Source organism: Citrobacter gillenii (genome assembly GCF_013337685.1).
Lineage (GTDB): Bacteria > Pseudomonadota > Gammaproteobacteria > Enterobacterales > Enterobacteriaceae > Citrobacter > Citrobacter gillenii.
In genome coordinates, this window is sequence record NZ_SUQN01000022.1 from 1 (window position 1) to 1679 (window position 1679).

At 59.3% G+C, this 1679-nt stretch carries 1 protein-coding gene; it reads right to left on the minus strand.

Going from position 1 to position 1679, the window contains the following annotated elements; translation table 11 throughout:
• Positions 1–1679, minus strand: a 1679-nt coding sequence (locus tag FCH32_RS23090; RefSeq protein WP_174361584.1) for an autotransporter outer membrane beta-barrel domain-containing protein, incomplete at both ends; no start/stop codon positions are given.

A 1679-nucleotide genomic window follows, 5' to 3' on the forward strand; every position in this document is an offset into this window, starting at 1 on the left:
ACCATCGCAGATGAGTCGCTGTAGCCTTTGTCACCGACCTGGACGCCCACGTTACCCCACAGATTCAGGTGGTCGTTCAGCTTGCCTTCCACGCCGGTTTTGATTTCTCCGAGATTGCGCGCCCCGTCCTGATACACGCTCACCCCGTCCATCTTCGTACCAAAATCATGCGTGTTGTGCAGCCAGTTCACTTCCACAAACGGCTGGAAGGTCCGCGCTTTACCGTCATCTATTTTACTGTGTCCTTTCAGGTAGGTGCGTATGCCCAGACGCGTCTGAAGATTACCTTCACCTTCCGCACTGACCCGCGTGCCGTTGCTTTCACGGTGGTCGTCCGCCCTGACGCCCATCCAGACAGCCTGCGCCTGCGGCTGGATATACCACTCGTTCAGCGAGCCCTTACTGCCGGTAAACTCGCCGAGCTTGTGCGTGTACCCGGCTTCCAGTGAGGCGGTGATACCACTTGAGTCATAGGATTCACCCTGAATATTCTGACCCTTCACGTCATTGTTAAACCAGCCATACTGCGCCCAGCTGTCCAGATACAGTCCCTGTCGGGTCTCGTCATTCTGGTACCAGGTCGCGTAAAGTCCCGCACTGTAACCGCTCACCGAGCCATCTGCACGGTAACCGGTCACATGTGAGCGGCTGTTGCTGTCATCATTGCCGTAACCGGCCATCACTCCCAGGTGCAGGCGCTGCAGGCCATCCGTACTCCACTGTGCAATATCGCCGCCCAGCTGGATAACATAACGGTTGCTCTGCGTGCTCATCTGCCCGCTGCTGTCCTTCCAGCGATTATGCCCGCCCACCTGGCGCAGCCACATACTGGTAACCTTCTTCTCGCCGGTCAGTGCATCGGTGTACTGCGGTTCACCCAGACGGTCATGCAGCCGGGTGATGAACATCGTGTTGGCCGCCGCCAGGTTGGCGGTATAGCTGGCCGACTCCGGGCGCACCACCCGGATACCCGGTTCATCAGGTGTGCGTGGTGTAACAGGAACTGCAGGTGTAACAGGAACTGCGGGCGTTTCCGGCCCCACCGGCGGCGGAACATACAGGCTGGTCAGGAACCAGTCCGTGCCTTTTTTCACCAGGCTGTAGTCATAAGCCCCGGCCACAATACGCCCGGATTTGGTAAAGGTGCCATCAGATGCCCCATGAACCTCCACCACACGGATACCTTCCACCGTCTGTGCGCCGCCACCGCCGGCATTGTTCACCTTCATAAAGGTGTTGCCGCTGGTATCGCCATTGACCACAATCTTGTCGGTTGTCGAGGCGTCGTCACCCAGCACGGTATTCAGCACCACCGTACCATCCTGTCCGTGCCAGCTGGTCGCGGTCAGGGTCCGTCCGGCGTTCATGGGCAGCGAGGACGGGGCCGCAAAATTAATGGTCCCGGCAAGGTTAACTTCATCGACCAGCGAGTCCGCAGTCATATTCCAGCGGCTGGTGGTGTCAATGCTGACGTCCGTCGGGTCAATCCAGCCGGTCAGGGTGGCACCGTTACGCAGGGATAACGCGGTGTTATCCTGACCGATGACGTTGCTGACCAGCTGCGCGCCGCCGTTGCTGCCATCCAGCACCAGTTCACCGCCGTCGATATGGGTGTCCCCGGTCCAGAGGGTGTTGCCGGACAGCGTCAGGGTGCCATCGCCGGCTTTGGTCAGACTTCC